Below are 15,775 nucleotides of genomic sequence, written 5' to 3'. Positions count from 1 at the left end.
TGCTTTAAGTCAAAGCCGAGAGCACACTCCGCAAAAGCAAAAAATTAGCTTTTGCGGAGTGTGCCCATGACCAGCCTTGCTTCCAACCGTGCCAGCCTGATTTTTCTGGCGATCACCTTACTGAGTTTTCTCGCTGCCTCCACAGCGCCGACGCCGTTGTATCACCTGTATCAGGATCAACTGCATTTTTCGGCAGCGGTGCTGACCCTGATTTTCGGCGTGTATGCCCTGAGTCTGTTGGCAGCGCTGCTGACGGTCGGATCGCTGTCCGATCACCTGGGGCGCAAACCGGTGATTTTCGCCGCGGTGCTGCTCAATGCACTGGCGATGCTGCTGTTTATCAGCGCCGACAGTGTCGCCTGGCTGATCAGTGCCCGCGTGCTGCAAGGCTTCGCCACCGGCATGGCCACCGCGGTTTTAAGTGCGACGCTGCTCGACACCGACCGCCAGCAAGGGCCGTTGATCAACAGCGTTGCACCGTTGCTCGGCATGGCGCTGGGCAGCATGGGGTGCGGCTTGCTGGCCGAGTTTGCCCCGGCGCCGTTGCAACTGACCTACTGGCTGCTGCTCGCGCTGTTTGCGGTGCAGGCGGTGTACGTCTGGCGTTTGCCGGAAAGCGTCACCCCGCAAGCCGGGGCCTGGGCGTCGCTGCGGCCGACCCTGCATGTGCCGGTTCAGGCGCGTTCGACCTTGTGGCGTGTGCTGCCGCTGAACACCGCGACCTGGGCCCTCGGCGGCTTTTACGCCTCGCTGGCGCCGTCGCTGGTGCGCACGGCCACCGGTTCGACTTCCAATCTGATCGGCGGCGCGACCGTCTCCGCGTTGACCGTGACCGGCGCGCTGATGATCTTCACCTTGCGCAATCGTCCCGCCAGCAAGGCCCTGCAAATCGGCGCCAGTCTGCTGCCCGCCGGGTTGCTGCTGATTCTGCTCGGTGTGCACAGCGCCAGTCTGCCGGTGTTTTTCCTCGGCACGCTGGTCGCCGGCTGCGGTTTTGGTTCGGGTTTCCTCGGCGCGGTGCGCAGCCTGGTGCCGTTGGCCTTGCCCCATGAACGCGCCGGGTTGATGTCCGCCTATTACGCGTTGAGTTATCTGGCATTCTGCCTGCCGGCGTTGTTGGCCGGGCATTTGACCCGCACGTTTGGCTTGCTGGCGACCACCGATGGTTACGGTGTCGCGTTGATCGTGCTGGCTGTCGGCGCGCTGTTGCTCAGTCTGCGTCCAAGCGCGGCCAAGGTTTGCCGCGCGCCATAAGTGCGCGGTTTGGGTTAGCCTTGACCGGCCCAGTATTTTCACGGATCGACACATGAAGATTATCCGCAGCAAGTCGTTCACCGCCGAGCGTGCCTGGGGCGCGCTGGACATCGCCAACATGAACGGCATCACCACGCGCCTGCACTGGACCGACCAGCCGTACAAGTGGCACGTCAACGATGGTGAGGAAGTGTTCGTGGTGCTCGATGGTCAGGTGCAGATGCACTACCGCGAACAGGGCGAAGAAAAGCAGGTGCTGCTCGAGGTCGGCGATATCTTCTACGCCTCGGTCGGCACTGAGCACGTGGCGCATCCGCAGGGTGCGGCGCGGATTCTGGTGATTGAAAGCGAAGGCAGTATTTAACTGCTTATCTGCAAAGTAGATAGCAGATAGAGAAATTACCCGTTATATAGATATTCGATTCGGTTCTACCATGAGCTCAACCTCACCTGAGGACAGGAGTTCATGATGATTTGCCCCAACAGTGCCAAATCCGGCATCAAACCGTTAAGCCAGCTTCAGCATCCGCGCGAAGTGATCCGTCAATTCACCCCGAACTGGTTCGCCGCGACCATGGGCACCGGCGTGCTGGCCTTGGCGCTGGCGCAACTGCCGGTGGCGATTCCCGGGTTGCACGCGGTGGCTGAAGGGTTGTGGCTGTTCAACATTCTGTTGTTCACCCTGTTTACCTTCGCCTATGCCGCGCGCTGGGTGCTGTTCTTCGATGAAGCGCGGCGGATCTTCGGTCATTCCACTGTGTCGATGTTCTTCGGCACCATCCCCATGGGCCTGGCGACCATCATCAACGGTTTTCTGCTGTTCGGCCTGCCACGCTGGGGCGAGGGCGTGATTCATCTGGCCGAAGTGCTGTGGTGGCTGGATGTGGCGATGTCGCTGGCCTGCGGCGTGTTGATCCCCTACATGATGTTCACCCGCCAGGAACACAGCATCGATCAGATGACCGCCGTCTGGCTGTTGCCGGTGGTCGCGGCAGAAGTGGCGGCGGCCAGTGGTGGCTTGCTCGCGCCGCATCTGGCCGACGCCCATGCGCAACTGGTGGTTCTGACCACCAGCTACGTGCTCTGGGCATTTTCCCTGCCGGTGGCGTTCAGCATTTTGACCATCCTCTTGCTGCGCATGGCCCTGCACAAACTGCCTCACGAAAACATGGCCGCTTCGAGCTGGCTGGCCCTCGGCCCGATCGGCACCGGCGCGTTGGGCATGTTGTTGCTGGGCAGCGATGCCCCGGCAATCTTCGCCGCCAACGGTCTGCCGGGCATCGGTGAAATCGCGGCGGGCCTTGGGCTGATCGCCGGCATCACCCTGTGGGGTTTCGGCTTGTGGTGGATGTTGATGGCACTGCTGATCACCGCTCGTTATCTGCGTGACGGCATCCCGTTCAACCTCGGCTGGTGGGGCTTTACCTTCCCGCTGGGCGTGTATTCGCTGGCGACCCTCAAGCTTGCCAGCACGCTGAACCTCGGTTTCTTCAGTGTGGTGGGCTGCGTGCTGGTGACCTTGCTGGCGGTGATGTGGCTGATCGTCGGTAAACGCACCGTGCAAGGTGCGTGGCGCGGTGAGCTGTTTGTCTCGCCGTGTATTGCAGGTTTGAAGAAATAACCTGAAAAGTTTAGGTAATGTGTGGCCTGGATCGCGGATCGGGATTCCAATAGGCAGATCCAGGCCATTCTCTACCGACCTCAGGGAAACACGGAAGATGAGTCACCCCTCACAGTTCAACCTGCTTCGCACCCGGCGCTTCCTGCCGTTTTTCATCACGCAATCGCTGGGCGCCTTCAACGACAACGTGTTCAAGCAGTCGCTGATTCTCGCCATTCTCTATCGCTTGACCATCGAGGGTGACCGCTCGATCTGGGTCAACCTGTGTGCGCTGCTGTTTATCCTGCCGTTCTTTCTGTTCTCGGCGCTGGCCGGACAGTTCGGGGAGAAATTCGCCAAGGACGCGCTGATCCGTCTGATCAAGCTCGCGGAAATCGCGATCATGGCCGTAGGATCGATCGGCTTCCTGTTCGATCACCTGTCGCTGATGCTGGTGGCGCTGTTTGCCATGGGCACGCATTCGGCGCTGTTCGGGCCGGTGAAGTATTCAATCCTGCCGCAGGCGTTGCGTGAGGATGAACTGGTCGGCGGCAACGGACTGGTGGAGATGGGCACATTCCTGGCGATTCTCGCCGGGACCATCGGCGCCGGGGTCATCATGTCCTCGACGCATTACGCACCCCTGGTGTCGACCGCGATTGTCGGCATTGCCGTACTGGGTTACCTCGCCAGCCGCAGCATTCCGCGCGCTGCCGCCGCGTCGCCGGAAATGCGCTTGAACTGGAACATTTTCAGCCAGTCCTGGGCCACGTTGAAACTCGGTCTGGGTCAGACGCCTGCGGTGTCGCGCTCGATTGTCGGCAACTCGTGGTTCTGGTTCGTCGGGGCGATTTACCTGACGCAGATCCCGGCTTACGCCAAGGAGTGGATGCACGGCGACGAAACCGTGGTCACGCTGATTCTCACCGTGTTCTCGGTCGGCATTGCGTTGGGTTCGATGCTTTGCGAGAAGCTCTCCGGGCGCAAGGTCGAGATCGGTCTGGTGCCGTTCGGCTCGTTCGGTCTGACTGTATTTGGCCTGCTGCTGTGGTGGCATTCCGGCGGAATTCCGCAGAGCGTCACCGGCCACAGCTGGATCGAAGTGCTGGGTTTTGCGCATACCTGGGCGGTGCTGGTCGACATTCTTGGCCTCGGTATTTTTGGCGGCTTCTATATCGTGCCGCTGTACGCCTTGATCCAGTCACGCACCGCGGAAAACGAGCGGGCGCGGGTGATTGCCGCCAACAATATTCTCAACGCGCTGTTCATGGTGGTCTCGGCGATCGTTTCGATTGTGTTGCTGAGCGTGGCGAAGCTGTCGATTCCGCAGCTGTTCCTGGTGGTGTCGCTGCTGAACATCGGCGTCAACGCCTACATCTTCAAGATCGTCCCCGAGTTCAGCATGCGTTTCATGATCTGGCTGCTCAGCCATTCCATGTACCGCGTCCAGCATCGCAACCTGGACGCGATCCCGGACGAGGGCGCGGCGTTGCTGGTGTGCAACCACGTGTCGTTCGTCGATGCGCTGCTGATTGGCGGCGCGGTGCGTCGGCCGATTCGCTTTGTCATGTACTACAAGATCTACAACTTGCCGGTGCTGAACTTTATCTTCCGCACGGCGGGGACGATTCCGATTGCCGGACGCAACGAAGACATCCAGATCTACGAAAAGGCCTTCACCCGGATTGCTCAGTATCTGAAGGACGGTGAACTGGTGTGCATCTTCCCGGAAGGCAAGCTGACCACCGACGGCGAAATCAATGAGTTCAAGGGCGGGCTGACGCGGATTCTCGAGGAGACCCCGGTGCCGGTGATTCCGCTGGCGTTGCAGGGGTTGTGGGGGAGTTTTTTCAGCCGCGATCCGAACAAGGGGTTGTTCAAGCGTTTGTGGTCGCGAGTGACGTTGGTGGCGGGTTCGGCGGTGGCGGTGGAAGCGGCGGAGCCGGCGAAGTTGCAGGGGTTGGTGGGGGAATTGCGCGGGACAGTCAGATAGTCGCTGACTTCAAGGGCCCCTTCGCGAGCAGGCTCGCTCCCACATTTGAAATGCATTCCAGTGTGGGAGCGAGCCTGCTCGCGAAAGCGGTAGTTACCTAAGCGCTGACCTTCAGGCCTATCAAACCAGTAATGATCAACGCCACACTGGCCAGCCGGACCAACGCCATCGACTCACCAAACAGAATGATCCCGGCAATCACCGTGCCCACGGCACCGACCCCGGTCCAGATTGCGTAGGCCGTGCCCAGCGGCAGTTCCTTCACTGCTAGCCCCAGCAGGCCAAGGCTGATGGCCATGGCCGCAACGGTCAGTACGGTGGGAAGGGGGCGGGTGAAGCCGTCGGTGTATTTCAGGCCGACGGCCCAGCCGACTTCGAACAGGCCGGCGAAAAACAGAATGATCCAGGACATGAGAGACCTCCATCGATTGACGGGGCCGTCCCCAGATTGATAACTCGATCGAGCCGCAGGGTCGTCCCCGCGTAGCGCAACAGTCTGCCGAGCATTAATCCGGGGATCAAGTTTGCGCTCAGTCGGCCGGCTGCTGCGCCAGCGCCTCACGGTCTTCTTTTTCGCTCATGCGGCGGAAATAGGTCGAGAGCAGCGCCCCGGAAATGTTGTGCCAGACGCTGAACAACGCGCTCGGCACCGCCGCCAGCGGCGAGAAGTGCGCGCTGGCCAGGGCCGCACCCAACCCCGAGTTCTGCATGCCGACCTCCAGCGCCAGCGATTTGCGTTGCGCCAATGGCAATTTGAACAGGCGTCCGGTGAAGTAGCCCAGCAAGTAACCGAAGCTGTTGTGCAGCATCACCACGGCCATGATCAACAGGCCGGATTCGGCGATCTTCGCCTGACTGGCAGCCACCACCGCCGTGACGATGATCACGATGCTGACCACCGACACCAGCGGCAACACCTCCACCGCGTGGCGAACCTTGTCACCGAGCACGCGTTGCGCAACCACACCGAGCACGATCGGCAGCAGCACCACTTGCAGGATTGACCAGAACAATTCCATGAACGAAACCGGCAACCACGCCGATGCCAGCAGCCAGATCAGCGCCGGGGTCAGCAGCGGGGCGAGCAGAGTGGTGACGGCGGCAATCGCCACCGACAGCGCCAGATCACCGCGGGCCAGCCAGGTCATGACGTTGGAAGAGGTGCCGCTTGGGCAGCAACCGACCAGAATCACCCCGACCGCGATTTCCGGCGGCAGGTGAAAGACCTGGCAGAGCAACCACGCCACACCGGGCATGATCACGAAATGCGCAACCACGCCCAGCGCCACGCGCCACGGATGGCGGGCGACGGCGGCGAAGTCATCGAGTTTGAGGGTCAGGCCCATGCCGAACATCACCAGCCCCAGCAGCGGCACGATGGCGCCCTTGAGACCGAGGAACCAGGCCGGCTGCAGGAACGCGACCACGGCGAAAATCAGAACCCAGTAAGCGAAGGTGTTGCCGACAAAGCGGCTGAGTGCAGCCAGTGCGCGCATGGCCTGTTCCTTGTTATTGAATGAACGCTACGAAAACAAATGTGGGAGCGAGCCTGCTCGCGAAAGCGGCGTGCCAGATACATTAATGTTAACTGTCACTCCGCATTCGCGAGCAGGCTCGCTCCCACCGTTTTGAAACTCGTCAGGATTAGATCCCCTGCGGCGTCTCTTCCCCACCCAACGCCTCAACCAGCGCCGGCAGGAAGTCGCCGAAGGTCAGCATCATCAGGGTGAAGCTGGCGTCCAGTTGGCCTAGGGCCTCGTCGCCGCCGTCCTGTTCGGCCTGGTCCTGCAGCAGGTCTTCGAACTTCAGTCGCTTGACGGTCATTTTGTCGTCGAGCATGAACGACAGCTTGTCCTGCCAGGCCAGCGACAGCTGAGTGACGACTTTGCCGGTGCTCAGGTGCAACTGGATTTCTTCGCTGGTCAGGTCCTGACGCTTGCAACGCACGATGCCGCCGTCTTCGTGGGTGTCGCGCAGCTCGCATTCGTCCAGGACAAAGAAATCCGGGGCGGCGTGCTGGGTGGTGACCCATTCGGTCATCACGGCAGTCGGCGCGGTTTTCACGGTCAGCGGACGGACGGGCAGGGTGCCGAGCACTTCACGCATTGTGGAGAGCAGGTCTTCGGCGCGTTTCGGGCTGGCCGAGTTGACCAGGATCAGGCCCTGTTTCGGCGCGATGGCGGCGAAGGTCGACGAGCGGCGGATAAAGGCGCGCGGCAGGAACGCCTGGATGATTTCATCCTTGATCTGATCGCGTTCCTTCTTATAGACCTTGCGCATCTGCTCGGCTTCGATCTCTTCGACCTTTTCCTTGACCGCGTCGCGCACGACGCTGCCCGGCAGAATGCGTTCTTCTTTACGCGCAGCGATCAGCAGGAAGTCACCGCTGACGTGGACCAGTGGAGCATCTTCGCCTTTGCCGAACGGCGCGACGAAACCGTAGGTGGTCAACTCCTGGCTTGCACATGGACGCGCCAGTTTGGTGGCCAGTGCAGTTTCCAGCGCCTCGGCATCGACAGGCAGGTCTTGGGTCAGGCGATAGATCAGCAGGTTTTTGAACCACATGGGGTGTGTCTCTCCTTTATACAAAGGGGGGCATTATTGTCTTCGCCGGGTCATAGGCCAACCCTTCTCTAAGCCTTTGGAAGGCCTGAGAAAATTAATTAAAAAAGTGCTTGCCAGAGGTTGGGTCGCTCCGTAGAATGCGCGCCACACCGAAGCGAAGGGTGATTAGCTCAGCTGGGAGAGCGTCTGCCTTACAAGCAGAATGTCGGCGGTTCGATCCCGTCATCACCCACCATTCGTTTCAAGTGTTTAGCGCAGCGGTAGTTCAGTCGGTTAGAATACCGGCCTGTCACGCCGGGGGTCGCGGGTTCGAGTCCCGTCCGCTGCGCCATATTCGGTAACCTGGACCACTGAACGCCAGGTCACCACGGAAAAACCCGCTGAAGCGGGTTTTTTTCTGTCTCAAGTTTGTACCTTGTTCCATCGGGGTTGTGTCGTTTCACCGGTTTTCGGATTTTTTTGAAAAAAACTTCAATTAAATCAACACATTACGAAAACTTGTGGCATAATGCGCCCCGTAACGAAGCGAAGGGTGATTAGCTCAGCTGGGAGAGCGTCTGCCTTACAAGCAGAATGTCGGCGGTTCGATCCCGTCATCACCCACCATTCGTTTCAAGCGTTTCGCGCAGCGGTAGTTCAGTCGGTTAGAATACCGGCCTGTCACGCCGGGGGTCGCGGGTTCGAGTCCCGTCCGCTGCGCCATATTCGGTCACCTGGACCCACTGAACGCCAGGTCACCACAGAAAGCCCGCCTAGTGCGGGCTTTTTGCTGTTCGGGATTTGGCCATTTCTGCATTGCCTTTGTGGCGAGGGAGCTTGCTCCCGCTGGACTGCGCAGCAGGCCACGTTTTTTCGGATAAAAAGCTGGGGGTCGCTTCGCGACCCGGCGGGAGCAAGCTCCCTCGCCACAGGGCCTTGCGATTATTGTGACGTGGCGTTCTGACTGTGCCGATAATCACTCACCGCCTCATACACCGCTTTGCGCAAGCGGTTAATGCCGCCAATCGGCCGATGCGCCTCGATACCAAACCACGGATTGAACGACAGGTTGTCGCACGCCAGATTCAGCGCCGGCGTGTCGAAGTCCTGCGCGGGCACGGTGATCCGCGCCACGGTTTCGAACGGTGAATCCTGCTCGCGCCACTCGATGCTGGTGTCCTCGATCGGCATGTACGTGTTCGCGTCCTGGCGTTGGATCTGCAACACGAAACACGCAGGCACCCGATCCGTCGACAGTTGCTGGTTCAACGCGCTGCGCAGGAAGTTCGGCAGGTCGTGATTTTGTGGGGGCAGGGTGTACGCCGGGCAGTTATCCGGATCCGGCGCGACTCGAAACTTCGCATTGGCCTCGCCGAACTTGTACGGCGATACCGAAAAGTAGGTGGCGCCGGTCGGACTGTCTGGTGGCGGTGACAGGGTGGCGAGGGCGATGAACAGGTGGCGGATCTGCCAGGTGCGCGGATCCCATCCGGGGAAAAACGCCCCGATCTTTTTGCCGTCAGCCTGCGCCGCCACATTCTGACGATACTCGGCGACATCGCTGACAAAGAAATTCGGATGACTGAACATCACGAAGTCTTGCTCGCGCTGTGCCTGACGCTCGCCGAGTAACGCTTTGCCGGGAACATCGAACAGTTTGATCGCCATACCCCGGGCATCGCGGATGCTGTCGAACTGCGGATAGGCATTGCCATTGGATAGCCGAATCATCGCCTGCCAGGTTTTGCCCGGCTCGCTGAAGACGCCTTGACGCAACAAAGGCGTCAGTTCCGGCAACACCGTCACTTCAGCCTTCACGCAACCATGCGCCTTGGCGTGCGCGTCACGCAGGTAGCGCGTGGCTTCGCGGTGTTGATCGACGATGCGCACGGCGGTCTGGATCACGTCCTGGGTCATGGCCGCTTCCCCGGCGGGAATCTGCTCCTGTGCCGACACCGGGCCGCGGTGTTGCCAGGCGAATGCTGCGCTGGCGATGGCCCAGCCAAGCAGGCCGATAATCAGTATTGCCAACAGGATTTTGCCGATCAGTCGGCCCAGCCACAGCCAGATACGGGCGAGTACGGAGGGTCTTTTGTAGGCATTGATCATCATGGCAATTGCGCCTCCAACGGCCCGCCGAGAACTTTCAGATACTCCAGCAATGCCCAGCGTTCTTCCGGTTGCAACAGGCGGCCGATGACGCCATTGCCACGTTCGCCAGCGCGGAATTCGTGGCCGCTGTTGTGGTTACCGGAGATCCGCGTGTCGAACAGGAAGCCATTGGTAAAGGCCTCGGTGCGATAACCCAGATGGCGCGGGTCGTACTCGAACGAGCCCTTATAGAACGTCGTGGCGCGTTCATCCTGCGGCGACAACAACTGATAAATGCTCGGCACCGAACCGTTGTGCAGAAATGGTGCCGTGGCCCATACACCGGCCAGTGGCCTGGCCTTGTAGGCGAGTTTTTCACGCACGCCGATGGGCAGGCCGAAGCCGTCGAACTGGGTTTTTTCCTGCGCAGTGATCCCGGCTTCGCGATAAGCGCGGTTTTCAACGAAGGCGGTGACATAAGCCAAACCCTTTGCTACCGACAACTGGCTCAGATCCAGCGGCTCCTTGGGCGTCGGATGCAGCTTCACGTCCATTTGCTCAAGCTCTTTCAGATTCCATTGCAGCGGTGTCAGGTCGAAACGGTGGGTGGCAATGTTGGTCGCGGCGTTCGGATCGGTGCCGATCACGTCCACCGGCAGCATTTGCAAATGCTGCACCCAGCGCTCGCCTTCTTGAGTCTTGCGCGGCACGTGGCAACCAGCGCAGTGCTCGGTAAACAGTGCGCGGCCTTTGGCGGCCAGCGGTTTGTCGACAGCGCCCAGCACATCTTCTGGCCAGGCGGGCGGTTGCAGGCGCTGCAGGGTCTCTTCGATTGTGTGCAGATCGCGCACGCGCACACTGGACGGATAACGGGCATCGCCTTGCAGTGGCTGACCGTTGCTGTCGAAGAAATTCAACGTTGCGCCAACGCCCAGCGCCTCACCAATGTTGCGCGCCATCGGCTGCTGCGCCGAGCCGTTCCACTGCACCCAGTCAAAGGTCCACATGTCCCACAGTTGCGGGTAGTCCACCGGGGCGTTGGCCACGCGGTAGTTGGCGGGGGAGATCGCGTCGCCGAAAGTGGCGTTGGCGATACGCCCGAACGCATCGGTGCGTCCCGGGCCTTCTTCGGTCGGGTAGAGGCCGCGGTGGGTGTCGTTCCAGGCGACTTTCACGAAAGTGTTCAGTGAAGCCTTGAAATCCTTGCGCAGCTGGTCGTGGCGCGCCTCGTAGTCATTGCCCAGGACCTGTCGGGCGAAGCGCTCGAATTTCCACGGGTTGTAGTAAGTCGCGACCAGACTTGCGACCAATGCCTGTCCGAAGCTGCCACCGCGCAGTGTAGGAACGCTGGAAGGCAGCACATGTTGCGCCGAACCCCCGTCAATCCGCACGGCCTGGCCGTTGAAGCGCAGTTCGCCGGTGTGGCAAGCCGCGCAGGTGATATCGAGAAATTGCTCGGTGCCGCCGGAATTCTGATGGCGGGCGAAGCCGACTGGCAGGTTGCCGGGATTGTTCGCGGTGGCTTGTTGTTGCGGATCGACCAGAAAACCGAAGCGTGCGAGGTATTCCGGGGACGCGAAACGCTGCTGCGAGAAGGGCAGCTCCAGCGCCTCGAACCATTCATAACGCAGGCCTTTGACCTGCGTACCCTGAGGAGTGAAGTAGTAAGTCTGGCGTGCTTGCTCACTCCACTGATTCAGGTAATGCACCTGCTCGGCGGGGGTGTAGAGCGGCAGTTTCGGGTTGGCGACGTAGTACAGCACCACAGCGAGGGCCAGGCCGAGCAGCACGATGATCAGGGTCAGCACACGGAATAAGAGGCGCAAGATAAACATCCTTGTCGAGTTATTGCGCTGTTATGCCTCAGCTGTTGCAGGTGTAGCAAGTGGCCATTACGCCAACTGTCGTAGGAAGTCTCGCCAGCTCTTGTCAGGTCAAGATGACAGAAGCTTCATCGTCGCTTTTCTCGAATGCGTTTTAATCCCTGAACTTATCGGACGTTTCCTGCTCTCATGCCGGTAGCCATTGGTCGTGGCGGCCTGATAAGCTCGCGGCTTTACTCGATTGCCCTTTCGGCGCATGAACAAGGAAATAGCATGAAACAGCATCGGTTGGCGGCGGCGGTAGCCCTGGTTAGCCTGGTCCTCGCGGGTTGTGATTCGCAGACCAGCGTAGAGCTGAAAACCCCGGCGCAAAAAGCTTCCTACGGTATCGGCCTGAACATGGGCAAGAGCCTTGCTCAGGAAGGCATGGATGATCTGGACTCCAAAGCGGTAGCCCAGGGCATCGAAGATGCCGTTGGCAAGAAAGAACAGAAGCTGAAAGACGAAGAACTGGTCGAAGCCTTCGCTGCGCTGCAAAAGCGTGCTGAAGAGCGCATGGCCAAGATGAGCGAAGAGTCGGCAGCCGCCGGCAAGAAATTCCTCGAAGAAAACGGCAAGAAGGCAGGCGTGACCACCACTGCATCCGGTCTGCAGTACGAAGTGATCAAGAAAGCCGACGGCCCACAGCCTAAGCCTACCGATGTCGTGACCGTTCACTACACCGGCAAGCTGACCAACGGCACCGTATTCGACAGCTCCGTCGAGCGCGGCAGCCCGATCGATCTGCCTGTCAGCGGCGTGATCCCGGGTTGGGTTGAAGGTCTGCAACTGATGCACGTTGGCGAGAAGTACAAACTGTACATCCCTAGCGATCTGGCTTACGGCGCGCAATCGCCAAGCCCGGCAATCCCGGCCAACTCGGTTCTGGTCTTCGACCTGGAACTGCTGGCCATCAAGGATCCGAGCAAAGAAGACGCTGCCGCCGCCAAGTAATACGGCATCGGCAACGGCTTCGCCAACAACGCCTCGCTTTATGCGGGGCGTTGTTGCATCTGGAAGGTGGCAAAGGTAAACAGAGCGAACGGATGCCGCTCTTCGCAGTCCTAGACATTGAGGCCGCCAGCGCTAGACGCCCTGAGCCGCCAAGTCAATGAAATATTGGGGTTTTTTATGTGAGTAAAAAACGCCCGATCTGAGCGCAGCCCTTATAAAACGGGGCTCTCAGCGCTGAAATGCAGCTCTGTTCACAAGGTTATCCACAATTTGTGTGGATAACATTTCAACGGGAGAAATAGATGAAAGCACCGTGGAATTTCGCCCGATTTCTACCCTTGGCCGGACGCTTGCTGGCCCGTGGCCGCCTGCCGACCCTGCTGTTCGCCGTCGCGAGCAAAGGCGCCGCGCAAGGCAATCGCCTGGGCAAGCTCAAGGATGACCTGCGTTTGCTTCAGGCGTTGTGCCTGGCTTACTGGCGCGGTGAGTACCGGGCCATCAGCCCGAAAGCATTGATTTCGGTGGTGGCGGGGTTGATGTACTTCCTCAGCCCGGTGGATGCGATCCCGGATTTCATTCCGGTGTTCGGCATGCTGGATGACATCGCCGTCCTCGCCTGGGTGATGAAAACCCTCGACGATGAACTCAGCGCCTTCCGGCAATGGCGCAACCGCCAGCAGCCGGAAAAACTGGCGGTGGTCGAGCGCTTGCCCGATACCCCTGAGCAGCTTCAGCTTCAGGGCCCGAAAAAGCCCTGATTGATTCCTGCCCGCCTACAGATAGATACCCCCCGCGACCTTAGCCGCTGTTAGGATTACACTTCTAGGGAAAAGTGCCGACTCGCTAAGTGTTGTTGTCCTACGGGGTAGTCATGGATATTCAGATAATTGCACGCGATGGCGAGCCCGAATACGCGGTTCTGCCATGGGCTCAGTATCAGGCTCTACTGAAAGCAGCAGGCATCAACGAAACACCGTCGCAGCAGGCCCCGGCGCCGCTCGCGGCAACACCGGACCCGATTCTTCCAGGTCTGGATCAATTACGCAGTTTGCGCGAAGGGAAGGGCATCGCCATTGAGGCGCTGGCCCGCACGGTAGGCATCAGCCCGTCTTATCTGGCCATGATCGAAAGTGGCGAGCGTCAGCCTGACGCCGCGATTCGCCGCAGCCTGGCTTGGGAACTGACGGTGCCCGGTTGGAGGGATGAATCGTGAGCGTACGCATCAGTCGTCAACATTGGGACGGATTGCTGGGGGAGTTGGACCAGGCGCGCCGGCAGCGCCATCTGCTGACCTATCGGGCGTTGCTCGAGCGTTTGCAACTGCCGACACCGGCGATGCAAACCCTGACCGCCGCCCTGGAGCACTTGGCCGCACTCGACGCCAAGGCCGAACAACCGTTGCGCAGTTCGCTGGTGATCAGCCAGGGCGCGAGTCGTCTGCCACGCACCGGTTTTTTTGAATGCGTCGAGCGTCTGGGGCGTTTTTCCGGGCCGTCCGATGGTGTTGCGGCAGCTTCTTGGCACGCGTCGGAAGTGGTCAGGGTCTTCGAATACGAGTACCCGGAATCGGCGGAGGCCTGAGTGTTCTTACGACTCAAGGCGCAGGTCAGTTACTGGCTGGCCCGCCGGTTGTTTCACTGGTCGTGGTTTGTCCGTCAGCCCAAAGGCTGGCGCTGGCTCGAAGGGCAATTCGCGCGCATGGCCAATCTTGGCGACGTCGGCGCGCAGAGCTTTTACGGGCACATCCTGACCTTTCGCGGGGTTGGCCTGGGTGCGCGCGAAGAGGGTGTGCGGTTGTTGCGTCTGGCGGCACTCGCCGGTGATGGCAAAGCGGCCTATCAGGTCGGTGTGATCAGCCTGGCCGGCACCGCGAGCAAGGCGCCGGATCCGGCAGAAGCGGCGCGCTGGTGGACCTTGGCCGCCAAAGCCGGCCACCCGTTGGCCGAGCTTAAACTCATAGAGTTGAGCGCACGGGATTCAACGCAGTAAAACCATTTGTGTCGGCCAATAAACGTGGCGCGAGGGAAACCTCGCGCCACGTTTGCGTTTAAATCCATACGTTTCGTAGTAATGAGGCTTTTGCAGATTAGTCCTACAGCAAACGCCTACTCGCCTGACTTCTTTCCTGATTGATCCCCCGCAAAGTCCCCGCGCCTAATTCTTGCGCGAGGGACCGCCCATGTTTGACCCGATTTTTCATTCCACCTCGCCCGGTGGCGTGCGCTGATGGACGCCGTCAGCCGTATCGAGCAGGAACTCGACAGCTTCCCCGACACCCTCAGCCTCTATCGCCAGCAGCTTGAACACTGGTTGAGTCGTACGGCTGACCAGGTCAGTCACGCGGCAGACCTGCCCTCGCTGATGGGCATGGAGCGGATCATCCGCTTCGGCGATCGCGTGACAAGCGTCAGCAGCAGCGACAACCAATTCTTCTCCAGCGTCGTCCAGTGCCCGAAGGGCGGGGTGATGGCGATCGAGAGCAAGTTCGAGTCGGTGTACGACATCCCACTGGGCGACATCGTGGTCGATGTAGTGGCGGTGGATGGCGAAAAGATCACCCCGGTCACGCTGGATGCCCAGGGTAAAAGCTCATTCACTGGCGAAGCGGGCAAGTTCTATCGGGTACAGGTTCGCAGTGAAGTCACCCCGGCGCAGATCGATGATCTGTTTACCGCTTACGGCGGGCTGACGCGAGAGCTCGATGGCTGGCTGCGCAGCGAGTGGCAAGGCTTCAAGCCGCAATGGTCGCAGTCGGTGGCGACGGCGGCGGGCAACGGCCTGCTCGCCGGGAGTTGGGCGGCGATCGAGGGGGTGTGGGACAGCGTCGGCATGCTGTCTGAGATTCTGCAGGACCCCGGCAAGTTTGCCGAACGCTTGGGAAGTGCGGCGGATGATCTGATCGCGCTGGCGCAAACCGCTCCACAGGTGATGGAGAAGCTGCAGCTGCTCGCCAGCGATGAGGCGGCGCTGTGTTTGCTGCTGCGCACCGCGAGCCTGTGGCTGGAGATGTTGCCACCCAGCGAATTGGCCGGGAAAACCGCAGAAGCGGCGTCGATGATCATTGTGCAACTGTTGATCGACGTGCTGATCGGCATCGTCCTGACGTTCGTGGGGGCCGGTGCCGGGATGGCCTATCTGACACTGCGCCTGGCGGACCGCGCAGCCCAATTGCTCGCGCTCGTTAAACGTTTGGTAAAGGCGATGTTTGGCATCGTCAGCACGTTTATCGAATACGTCGATCGCTACAAAACCGTCGCTGCGCGGGGCGTTGCTGCCGGGGTGAAAAAGGGTCGCCTGCAATTGCGCTGGGACGCGAAGCGCAATGCCTCGCTGAAGAAAAACGAGCAGCACGACGACTCCCCCGATCAAGCGAAAAACCCCAACGGCGCCAGCGCCGATTGCGCGCCACTGACCTGCACCAACGGCTGCCCGGTGTCGATGGTCACCGGCGAAGAACTGCTGACCCTCAGCGATGGC

General features: G+C 60.3%; 14 protein-coding genes, 4 tRNA genes and 1 pseudogene. 14 read left to right on the top strand and 5 right to left on the bottom strand.

Annotation, left to right across the window (positions count from 1 at the left end):
- Positions 1 to 66 precede the first annotated feature (66 nt).
- The 4 genes from HBN98_RS00095 to HBN98_RS00080 all read left to right on the top strand — a co-directional run bounded on the left by HBN98_RS00095 (position 67) and on the right by HBN98_RS00080 (position 4,847).
- Positions 67 to 1,254, top strand: a complete 1,188-nt coding sequence (locus tag HBN98_RS00095; RefSeq protein WP_083366552.1) for an MFS transporter — start codon at positions 67 to 69, stop codon at positions 1,252 to 1,254.
- Between the two features lie 52 nt (positions 1,255 to 1,306).
- Positions 1,307 to 1,618 carry a cupin domain-containing protein gene (locus HBN98_RS00090; RefSeq protein ID WP_064586670.1) on the top strand — a complete coding sequence of 104 codons (312 nt, stop codon included), beginning with the start codon at positions 1,307 to 1,309 and terminating at the stop codon, positions 1,616 to 1,618.
- 105 nt (positions 1,619 to 1,723) lie between these two features.
- A complete protein-coding gene (locus HBN98_RS00085; RefSeq protein ID WP_083366551.1) occupies positions 1,724 to 2,875 on the top strand; it encodes a TDT family transporter in 1,152 nt (383 codons plus the stop codon).
- A gap of 97 nt (positions 2,876 to 2,972) precedes the next feature.
- The gene (locus HBN98_RS00080; protein ID WP_083366550.1) at positions 2,973 to 4,847 is read left to right on the top strand and encodes an MFS transporter; all 1,875 of its coding nucleotides are present in this window, start codon (positions 2,973 to 2,975) and stop codon (positions 4,845 to 4,847) included.
- 97 nt (positions 4,848 to 4,944) lie between these two features.
- Here HBN98_RS00080 and sugE read toward each other — a convergent pair whose 3' ends face one another.
- The 3 genes from sugE to rdgC all read right to left on the bottom strand — a co-directional run bounded on the left by sugE (position 4,945) and on the right by rdgC (position 7,412).
- Complete coding sequence (sugE, locus tag HBN98_RS00075; RefSeq protein WP_064586673.1) at positions 4,945 to 5,259, bottom strand: quaternary ammonium compound efflux SMR transporter SugE; 315 nt, start codon at positions 5,257 to 5,259, stop codon at positions 4,945 to 4,947.
- Between the two features lie 118 nt (positions 5,260 to 5,377).
- On the bottom strand, positions 5,378 to 6,343 hold the full coding sequence (locus tag HBN98_RS00070) for a bile acid:sodium symporter family protein (protein WP_064586674.1): 966 nt from the start codon (positions 6,341 to 6,343) through the stop codon (positions 5,378 to 5,380).
- A 148-nt stretch (positions 6,344 to 6,491) separates the two neighbouring features.
- Positions 6,492 to 7,412: a recombination-associated protein RdgC gene (gene rdgC / locus HBN98_RS00065; RefSeq protein WP_083366549.1), complete on the bottom strand. Its 921-nt coding sequence runs from the start codon at positions 7,410 to 7,412 to the stop codon at positions 6,492 to 6,494.
- 159 nt (positions 7,413 to 7,571) lie between these two features.
- Between rdgC and HBN98_RS00060 the strand changes: the two genes are divergently transcribed.
- The 4 genes from HBN98_RS00060 (at position 7,572) to HBN98_RS00045 (ending at position 8,114) form a co-directional block, all read left to right on the top strand.
- Positions 7,572 to 7,647: transfer RNA gene (locus HBN98_RS00060), tRNA-Val, on the top strand.
- 19 nt (positions 7,648 to 7,666) lie between these two features.
- Positions 7,667 to 7,743: transfer RNA gene (locus tag HBN98_RS00055), tRNA-Asp, on the top strand.
- Positions 7,744 to 7,942: 199 nt separating this feature from the next.
- Positions 7,943 to 8,018, top strand: a tRNA-Val gene (locus HBN98_RS00050).
- A 19-nt stretch (positions 8,019 to 8,037) separates the two neighbouring features.
- Positions 8,038 to 8,114, top strand: a tRNA-Asp gene (locus HBN98_RS00045).
- 219 nt (positions 8,115 to 8,333) lie between these two features.
- On the opposite strand, the gene HBN98_RS00040 is transcribed toward HBN98_RS00045, so the two are convergent.
- A complete protein-coding gene (locus HBN98_RS00040) occupies positions 8,334 to 9,503 on the bottom strand; it encodes a catalase family protein (protein WP_083366548.1) in 1,170 nt (389 codons plus the stop codon).
- Positions 9,500 to 11,308 (bottom strand): di-heme-cytochrome C peroxidase, encoded by a 1,809-nt coding sequence (locus HBN98_RS00035; RefSeq protein ID WP_083366547.1) that lies wholly within the window; start codon positions 11,306 to 11,308, stop codon positions 9,500 to 9,502. The genes HBN98_RS00040 and HBN98_RS00035 overlap by 4 nt, the downstream gene beginning before the upstream one ends.
- Positions 11,309 to 11,578: 270 nt before the next feature.
- Here HBN98_RS00035 and HBN98_RS00030 point away from each other — a divergent pair, with 270 nt between their 5' ends.
- The 6 genes and pseudogenes from HBN98_RS00030 to HBN98_RS00005 all read left to right on the top strand — a co-directional run.
- Positions 11,579 to 12,298 (top strand): BamJ family beta-barrel-assembly machinery protein, encoded by a 720-nt coding sequence (locus HBN98_RS00030; RefSeq protein WP_064586677.1) that lies wholly within the window; start codon positions 11,579 to 11,581, stop codon positions 12,296 to 12,298.
- 302 nt (positions 12,299 to 12,600) lie between these two features.
- Positions 12,601 to 13,056: a YkvA family protein gene (locus HBN98_RS00025; protein WP_064586678.1), complete on the top strand. Its 456-nt coding sequence runs from the start codon at positions 12,601 to 12,603 to the stop codon at positions 13,054 to 13,056.
- A 113-nt stretch (positions 13,057 to 13,169) separates the two neighbouring features.
- On the top strand, positions 13,170 to 13,511 hold the full coding sequence (locus tag HBN98_RS00020) for a helix-turn-helix domain-containing protein (protein WP_064586679.1): 342 nt from the start codon (positions 13,170 to 13,172) through the stop codon (positions 13,509 to 13,511).
- The gene (locus HBN98_RS00015) at positions 13,508 to 13,879 is read left to right on the top strand and encodes a hypothetical protein (RefSeq protein WP_003223109.1); all 372 of its coding nucleotides are present in this window, start codon (positions 13,508 to 13,510) and stop codon (positions 13,877 to 13,879) included. The genes HBN98_RS00020 and HBN98_RS00015 overlap by 4 nt, the downstream gene beginning before the upstream one ends.
- Positions 13,880 to 14,287: an SEL1-like repeat protein gene (locus HBN98_RS00010; RefSeq protein ID WP_083366546.1), complete on the top strand. Its 408-nt coding sequence runs from the start codon at positions 13,880 to 13,882 to the stop codon at positions 14,285 to 14,287.
- 237 nt (positions 14,288 to 14,524) lie between these two features.
- Positions 14,525 to 15,775: pseudogene (locus HBN98_RS00005) on the top strand (type IV secretion protein Rhs); the annotation flags it as partial.

It is taken from the genome of Pseudomonas koreensis, assembly GCF_012986595.1.
Taxonomy (GTDB): domain Bacteria; phylum Pseudomonadota; class Gammaproteobacteria; order Pseudomonadales; family Pseudomonadaceae; genus Aquipseudomonas; species Aquipseudomonas koreensis.
Note: the sequence above shows the minus strand (reverse complement) of the source record. Positions and strands in the feature narration are given on the sequence as shown.

Excerpts from the sequence above, each read along its gene's own strand:
- sugE (WP_064586673.1), bottom strand. The coding sequence starts at position 5,259 with ATGTCCTGGATCATTCTGTTTTTCGCCGGCCTGTTCGAAGTCGGCTGG.
- HBN98_RS00040 (WP_083366548.1), bottom strand. The coding sequence starts at position 9,503 with ATGATGATCAATGCCTACAAAAGACCCTCCGTACTCGCCCGTATCTGG.
- HBN98_RS00025 (WP_064586678.1), top strand. The coding sequence starts at position 12,601 with ATGAAAGCACCGTGGAATTTCGCCCGATTTCTACCCTTGGCCGGACGC.
- HBN98_RS00085 (WP_083366551.1), top strand. The coding sequence starts at position 1,724 with ATGATTTGCCCCAACAGTGCCAAATCCGGCATCAAACCGTTAAGCCAG.
- HBN98_RS00030 (WP_064586677.1), top strand. The coding sequence starts at position 11,579 with ATGAAACAGCATCGGTTGGCGGCGGCGGTAGCCCTGGTTAGCCTGGTC.
- HBN98_RS00095 (WP_083366552.1), top strand. The coding sequence starts at position 67 with ATGACCAGCCTTGCTTCCAACCGTGCCAGCCTGATTTTTCTGGCGATC.
- HBN98_RS00090 (WP_064586670.1), top strand. The coding sequence starts at position 1,307 with ATGAAGATTATCCGCAGCAAGTCGTTCACCGCCGAGCGTGCCTGGGGC.
- rdgC (WP_083366549.1), bottom strand. The coding sequence starts at position 7,412 with ATGTGGTTCAAAAACCTGCTGATCTATCGCCTGACCCAAGACCTGCCT.
- HBN98_RS00080 (WP_083366550.1), top strand. The coding sequence starts at position 2,973 with ATGAGTCACCCCTCACAGTTCAACCTGCTTCGCACCCGGCGCTTCCTG.
- HBN98_RS00070 (WP_064586674.1), bottom strand. The coding sequence starts at position 6,343 with ATGCGCGCACTGGCTGCACTCAGCCGCTTTGTCGGCAACACCTTCGCT.
- HBN98_RS00020 (WP_064586679.1), top strand. The coding sequence starts at position 13,170 with ATGGATATTCAGATAATTGCACGCGATGGCGAGCCCGAATACGCGGTT.